General features: G+C 70.8%; 4 protein-coding genes. 1 reads left to right on the top strand and 3 read right to left on the bottom strand.

Translation table 11 applies throughout. The features are described from left to right. A partial coding sequence (locus IBL26_RS24945) for a hybrid sensor histidine kinase/response regulator (protein ID WP_187787210.1) occupies window positions 1–1,939 on the bottom strand: 1,939 nt, incomplete at its 3' end. A gap of 250 nt (window positions 1,940–2,189) precedes the next feature. Between IBL26_RS24945 and IBL26_RS24940 the strand changes: the two genes are divergently transcribed. Continuing rightward, window positions 2,190–4,529 (top strand): bifunctional diguanylate cyclase/phosphodiesterase, encoded by a 2,340-nt coding sequence (locus IBL26_RS24940; RefSeq protein WP_187787209.1) that lies wholly within the window; start codon window positions 2,190–2,192, stop codon window positions 4,527–4,529. A 46-nt stretch (window positions 4,530–4,575) separates the two neighbouring features. Here IBL26_RS24940 and IBL26_RS24935 read toward each other — a convergent pair whose 3' ends face one another. After that, the gene (locus IBL26_RS24935; protein ID WP_187787208.1) at window positions 4,576–5,325 is read right to left on the bottom strand and encodes an SDR family NAD(P)-dependent oxidoreductase; all 750 of its coding nucleotides are present in this window, start codon (window positions 5,323–5,325) and stop codon (window positions 4,576–4,578) included. A 172-nt stretch (window positions 5,326–5,497) separates the two neighbouring features. Continuing rightward, on the bottom strand, window positions 5,498–5,843 hold a 346-nt coding region (locus IBL26_RS24930; RefSeq protein WP_187787207.1), incomplete at its 5' end, for a M48 family metallopeptidase.

Genomic DNA, 5,843 nt, shown 5'->3' with positions numbered 1-5,843 from the left:
GCGCCGCCAGCGCGGCCGCCGCGTTCTCCGCCTCCGCCGGCTGGGCGCCGGCGGCCAGGACCTGCTGCGCCAGGGAACGCCGGGCGGCGGGCAGGGCCTCCACCAGCAGCACCCGCTGGTCCCGCAACGGCCGCGGCGCCGGGGCGGCACCGTCCGGCAACTCCACCACGATGTCGAAATAGAAGATGCTGCCGCCGCCCTCGCGCGGCTCGGCGCCGACGCCGCCACCCATCTGCTCGGCCAGCCGGCGGCAGATCGCCAGCCCCAGCCCGGTGCCGCCATAGCGGCGGCTGATCGAGGAATCCGCCTGGGTGAAGCGCTCAAAGAGCAGGGGAATCTGCGCCGGCGTCAGGCCGATGCCCGTATCGCTCACCGTGCAGGCCAGCCGCGCATGGCGGCGGCCTGCATGCGGCTGCGCCTCCAGCGGCAACAGACTGGCGGAGATTTCGATCCAGCCGCTCTCGGTGAACTTCACCGCGTTGCCGACCAGGTTGAACAGGATCTGCCGGAACCGCCCGGGGTCGCCCAGCACTCGCAGCGGCAACTCCGGGTCCAGGTCGCACACCAGCTCCACTCCTGCCGACAGGGCGCGCGGGCCGAACAGCTCGGCGATGGTGGCCACTTCCTGCTCGACGCCGAAGGCCACGTGCTCCGGCTCGATCATCCCCGCCTCCAGCTTGGAGAAGTCGAGGATGTCGTTCAGCACCATCAGCAGGTGCTCGGCACTGCGCCCGATCGTCTCGGCATAGTGGCGCTGCACCGGGCCCAGCGGCGTCTCCAGCAACAGCCCGGTCATGCCGATGACGCCGTTCATCGGGGTGCGGATCTCATGGCTCATCGAGGCCAGGAATTCCTCCTTGGCACGGGTGGCGGCATGGGCGCTTGCCTCGCTGGCGGCCAGCGCCTCGCCCTGCCGCTTCAGCGCGGAAGCCTGGCGGAACAGCACCCAGAGCGAGGCCAGCGCCACCGCGCCGATGGCCAGCAGGCCAACCAGGATGGCGCTGCCCAGGTAGCGCGCGGGTGCCAGCTCCTGCTCCAGCGGCGCCGCGGCCTCCACCACGAAGCCATCCTGCGTGCTGACGGCGAAGGCGGCGACGACCGCCTGGCCCTGCTCGTCCAGCCCGGTCCAGGACACGCTCTCCTGCCGCCCGGGCAGGGTGCGGAACGGCCAGGCGCTGCTGCGCCCCTGCCCGATACCGAGTGTGCCGGGGGCGGAAGAGGCCAGCAACACGCCGCTGGTGCTGTAGATCCGCATGGCGACGTCGAACGCCGTGCTGTTGCGCTGGCTGATGCCGGTCAGGTAGCGTGGGTCCAGCAATGCCACCACGCTGCCCTGGAAGCTGCCATCTGGGCCACGCAGCGCCTGCGCCAGCGGAATGGTCCAGTCGGTCGCCAGCGCCATGTCGGCGGCGATGCCGGCGCGGTTGCGCTGCCCCGGGAACTGCCCAGGTTCCGGCCCACCCAGCCGCAGCCCGGCCGCGCCCAGCCGGGACGCCTGGAACCAGTCCCGGTCCGCCAGGCTGAGGCCGCGCAGGCTGGTCTCGGTCGCGGCGGTCACCAGGCCGGCACTGTCCAGCAACAGCACGGCGCGCAACTGCGGCAGGTCGCCCGTCCGTATCGCGATCTGCCGCATCAGCACCGCCCGGTCCTGGTCCGGCAGCCGCGCGGCCGTGTCGTCCATCAGGAAGGCGACCGTCTGCCAGGCGCGGGAGAGCTGGTCGGCCACCGCCGTCACCACGCCGCCAGTCATCTGCCGTGCCTGCTCCAGCGCATCGCGCTGCGCGCGGTCGACCAGCATGCTGTAGGAGACGGACAGGCACGTGCCGACAAGCACCACCGTGCCCGCGAATAGCAGCCATGGCGGCGGCCTGCGCCGGGTAAGGGAGGAGAGCCCGAGAAAGCGCAGCAGGCGGTCCAATGGCGAATTGTGGGGCAGCATGGGCTAGAGCATCATGGCTGCCATTCGCCGGCTTTGCGAGATGTTCCGCTCCCGCATCGCATCACGTCCTCGCAGGCCTGTGTGGCCTGTGTGCCGACCTCCGCGAAAATCAACGCAATTGTGTTGCATCGCGCGACTTTTTCGGGTTGCCGGGTTACAAAGAAGCCGCGCGGCGTCGGCTGGACCGTACAGGCATGGGCAACTGGCCCGGCTGTGTCTCCGATGGCAGCGGTTAGGGAATGAAGCGGTCATGTCGCGTGTCCACACTGGCCTGGCCGAGATGCACGACCCGCGCCTGCTGACCCTCGCCTTGCTCATCTGCATTCTTGGTGCCGGCATCTCCATCGTCGCGGTCCGGCGGCTGGCGCAGGCGGGCGGGCGCTCGCATGGCGGCTGGCTGATGATGTCCGGCCTTGCCGCCGGTGCCGCCGTCTGGTGCACGCACCTGACCGCGATGCTGGCTTTCGTGCCCGACGTGCCGCTGGCCTTCAACCTGGGCTGGGCGCTGGGCTCCCTGCTGTTGTCCGTACTGGCTTTCGGCACGGCCTTCGCCGTGGCCACCAGCGGCTGGCGGCACGGCCCGGCCATGGGGGGCGCCGTGGTCGGCCTCGCCATCGGCATCACGCATTATGCCGGCATGGGCGCCTATGAAGGCCTGTTGGAATTCGACCCAGCGCTGGTGGCGCTGTCGCTCGTGCTGGGCATGGGCTGCGGGGTGGTCGCGCTGTCGAAGGCGCTGCGCGGCAGCGGCCGGCACGCGGTGCTGGCCGGCGCCGGCTGGCTGAGCCTGGCGGTGCTCACCCTGCACCTGACCGGCATGGCCGCCCTCACCATCCTGCCGCTGCCGCAGGAGCCCGCCACCTCCATCGCGGCGGCCGAGCTGGCGCTGGTGGTCGTCGCCATCGGCCTGCTGGCGGTGCTGACCTCCGCCGCCACGTTGATGATCGAGCGGCGTGGCCACGCGGAGTTCGGGGACCGGCTGCGCCGGCTGGCCGATTCCGCGCTGGAAGGCCTCGCCATCACCGCCGGCGGCCGCATCGTGGAGGCGAACGATGCCTTCGTCGCCCTGGCCGGCCAGCGGCAGCGCGCCTCCGTGCTCGGCCACGTGCTGCCGGGCGAGTTGCTGAGCCTGCGGGACCCGATCCCGGGCCTCGACGGCATCATCCGACGCGAAGGCTGGCTTCACCATCCGGACGGTTCCGCCCTGGAAGTGGAAGTCACCGTGCGGGACGACGTGCCGGAGCCCGGCATGCAGATCTTCGCCCTCAGCGACCTGCGGGAGCGGCGGGAGCATGAGCGGCGCATCCTGCACCTGGCGATGCACGACCCGCTGACCGGGCTGCCCAACCGCGCCCGCTTCGCCCAGCGGCTGGAGCAGGTGCTGCGCCAGTCCCTGCGGCAGGAACCGGCACAGCCGCTGGCGCTGCTGCATCTGGGCCTGGACCGCTTCAAGGAGATCAACGATCTCTATGGGCATGATGGCGGCGATGCGCTGCTGCGCGGCATCGGCCGCCGCATCTCCATGGCCCTGCCGCCGCACGGCTTCGCCGCCCGGCTGAGCGGCGACGAATTCGGCGTGTTGCTGCCCTTCAAGCAGGAGCTGGATGTCTTCGACCTGATCGTCCAGCTGGAGCAATCCATCGCCGAGCCGCACTATATCGGCGGCGACGAGGTCTCCATCACCGCCTCCACCGGCGTCGCCCTGTTCCCCGCCGATTCCACCGAGGGGCAGGACCTGCGCTCCCAGGCCGATTTCGCCATGCGGCGGGCCAAGAAGAGCCCCGGCCGCGGCATGCATTTCTACCAGGCGGAGATGGAGGAGGCGCAGCGCCAGCGCCTGCGCATGGCCAGCGAGATGCGCGTGGCGCTGCAGGACGAGCAGTTCCGCCTGTTCTGCCAGATCCAGATGGACCTGCGCACCAACCAGCCCTGCGGACACGAGATGCTGCTACGCTGGCAGCACCCGGAACGCGGGCTGGTGCCGCCGGGCGACTTCATCCCGATGGCCGAGGAGAACGGCCTGATCTTGCCGATCGGCGACTGGGTATTGCGGGAAGCCTGCCGGCTGGCCGTGGCGCATCCGGAACTCGGCAAGGTGGCGGTCAATCTCTCGCCTGTGCAGTTCAGCCAGGCGGACCTGCCGCGCCAGGTGGCCGCCGCCCTGGCCGAGAGCGGCCTGCCGTCCGAGCGGCTGGAGCTGGAGATCACCGAATCCACCCTGATCCGCGACCACGCCCGCACGCTGAAGATGTTGCAGGACATCAAGGCGACCGGCGTGAAGGTGGTGATGGACGATTTCGGTACGGGCTATTCGTCCCTCGCCACCCTGCGGTCCTTCCCGTTCGACAAGATCAAGCTGGACCGGAAGTTCCTGGCCGAAGCGGGGGAGTCCGCTGCCTCGGTCGCCATCCTGCGCGCCGTCATCGGCATCGGGCGCGGCCTCGGCATTCCGGTGCTGGCGGAGGGGGTGGAGACGGAAGTGCAACTGGCGTTGCTGCGCGCCGAAGGCTGCGACGAGGCCCAGGGCTTCCTGTTCGGCCGCCCGCACCCGCTGCCGGAAATGGCGCTGCGCAACACCGCGCGTTCCTGACGCGCGAGGGCCGGGGAAGGCGCACCGTCCCCGGCCTTGTCAGGCTTCAGCCCCGGTTGATGCGCAGCGGCCCGAAGCTCTGGCACACCGGCATTACCTGCAGCGTGTTCACGTTCACCCGCGCCGGGCGCGATGCCACCCAATGCACCGTCTCGGCGATGTCTTCCGGCGTCAGCGCATCGGTGTTGGCATAGACCCCGGCCGCCTTCTGCGCGTCGCCACCGAAGCGCACGGTGGAGAACTCCGTGCCGCCGACCAGCCCGGGCTCGATATCCGTCACGCGGATCTGCGTGCCAAACAGGTCGGCGCGCAGGTTCAGGCTGAAATGGCGCACGAAGGCCTTGGTGGCGCCGTAGACATTGCCGCCGGGATACGGCCACTCGCCCGCCGTGGAGCCGATATTGACGATATGCCCGCGGTCGCGCGCCACCATGCCGGGCAGCACCGCCCGCGTCATCGCCACCAGCCCCTTGGTGTTGGTGTCGATCATGGCTTCCCAGTCGGCCATGCTGGCTTCCTGCGCCGGCGCCAGGCCCAGCGCCAGGCCGGCATTGTTCACCAGCAGGTCGATCTCGGCCCACTCCGCCGGCAGCGCCTCGATGGCGGTGGCGATGGCGCCGGTATTGCGCAGGTCCAGCGCGATCGGCAGCACGTTGTCCGCGCCCAGTTCCTTCACCAGCGCGTCCAGGCGCTCCTGCCGGCGGCCGATGGCGATGATGCGCGCGCCTTCCTTGGCGTAGAGCCGGGCGATGGCGGCGCCGAAGCCGGCGGTGGCGCCGGTGATGAGGACGATCATGGCAGGCTTCCCTGAAGCGTGGCGGCCGCAGGCTGGTTCAGCCCGCCGCCGCCGTCACGCAGCAAAATGAGTGGACGGAATCGGTGGCGCGGTGCCGCCGCTCCGGCGACGAAGGTCGCCTCCGGTATGGCATCCGCCCCCATTGCCGTCACCCCACATCCGGCCGGGCGCTTCAGGCCCGCCCGACGCGCAGCAGGCCCGGGCCGTGCCGCCGCAGCCACTCATGCGCCGCCAGGCGGTGCGGGCTCAGCCGCGCCACCTGAGCCCAGAAGCGTGGCGAATGGTTCATCTCGCGCAGATGCGCCATCTCATGCGCCACGACGTAATCCATCACCCAGTCCGGTGCCATCACCAGCCGCCAGGAGAAAGCGAGGGTGCCATCCGGCGCGCAACTGCCCCAGCGGGTGCGCGTGTCCTTCAACCGGATGGCGCGCGGCGCCACGCCCAGCACCAGCGCGTGGCGGCTGGCGCGGGTGCCGATGCGCCGGCCGGCCTCCGCCCGCAGCAGCGCCAGGGCG

It is taken from the genome of Teichococcus aerophilus (assembly GCF_014490485.1).
In the GTDB taxonomy this organism is placed as follows: Bacteria; Pseudomonadota; Alphaproteobacteria; order Acetobacterales; family Acetobacteraceae; genus Pseudoroseomonas; species Pseudoroseomonas aerophila.
Note: the sequence above shows the minus strand (reverse complement) of the source record. Positions and strands in the feature narration are given on the sequence as shown.

Bases quoted from the DNA above. Each gene is read 5' to 3' on its own strand.
- IBL26_RS24935 (WP_187787208.1), bottom strand. From the start codon at position 5,325: ATGATCGTCCTCATCACCGGCGCCACCGCCGGCTTCGGCGCCGCCATC.
- IBL26_RS24940 (WP_187787209.1), top strand. From the start codon at position 2,190: ATGTCGCGTGTCCACACTGGCCTGGCCGAGATGCACGACCCGCGCCTG.